1 protein-coding gene and 1 pseudogene are annotated in these 956 nt (G+C 59.3%); both read right to left on the bottom strand.

Translation table 11 applies throughout. The annotated features are described in order from the left end of the window. Positions 1 to 403 (bottom strand): annotated as a pseudogene (locus CR105_RS27450) (hypothetical protein); the annotation flags it as partial. 29 nt (positions 404 to 432) lie between these two features. After that, the coding region (locus CR105_RS28640; protein WP_180288340.1) for a hypothetical protein at positions 433 to 956 on the bottom strand (524 nt) is incomplete at its 5' end.

Consider the following 956-nt stretch of genomic DNA (forward strand, 5'->3'; position numbering starts at 1 on the left):
GAGGCAGCGCTTCGCCCTGCACATTCAGCCAGTTCGTCGGATCGTCTTTGGGGTCGGCGGCGCTCGAACTGGTGGCCGTGCGCTTGCGGTACACCTTCTGGTCGAGCGGCGAAATCACGCTTTGATTCAGGCTGTACGCCTGATTCGGAACGTAGGTCGTCGCGCCGGTAGTGGACTGCGCCACCGCCGCGGCATTCTGCGCGATTGCGACCGCCGCTTCTGCTGCAATCTTGGCTGCCGTGGCGATTTGCGCATTCGCGTTGACATCGACCGCAACAACATTGGCCTGGGCTGCGAACGCGTTGATCTCCGGCGGCAAGCCCTGCTGCGCCAGGACCGATGCGACCGCCTTCAGGCTAAATACTTCCGGCGTGTCAGTATTGAAATCCGGCGCGGTCGGCAATCCGGTGATTACCTGCGAAATCTGAGCTGTCATGAGAGTCCTTTCACTTCGATTTGAGCGTTCTTGCCTGACTTGGAGATAGGAACGCTCCACTGCCCCAGGTATCCGTAGATGATCGTCATTGCGCAGTCAGACCAGCCGATGAAAACCATTTCGGTATCCATGTAGAGGCTCAGGAGGCGGAAGGCTTCACTCTCGAAGCCGTCAGGAATGCGAACCGGGAAGTTGATGCGCTTGGCGCTGGCGCGCTTCAGCAGCGAGGTATTGCCGAATTTGTCGGTGCTGGTGCCGGAGTAACTGAGGATGCCCCCGTCGAACTCCCATTGGGTCTGACCGATCGTGCGCGATTTGCCGATGTAGGCGCCGCCGATTGCCGCATTGCCGCCGGGGTTGTCGACCGAGATTGTTAGCGTGCTGGTGATGAACGGCGGGATGTCGTCGAACACCACATCCCCCAAGCGAACCGGCAGTTCAACGTAAAAGTCATACCAGTTGAGGACATCGTGCCGGACTAGGCTTTTTGTCCGCGTGTAGCCGCTGATCGACTGGCTGA

The sequence above is a fragment of the Massilia eurypsychrophila genome (assembly GCF_002760655.1).
Classification (GTDB): Bacteria; Pseudomonadota; Gammaproteobacteria; order Burkholderiales; family Burkholderiaceae_D; genus JAFCUW01.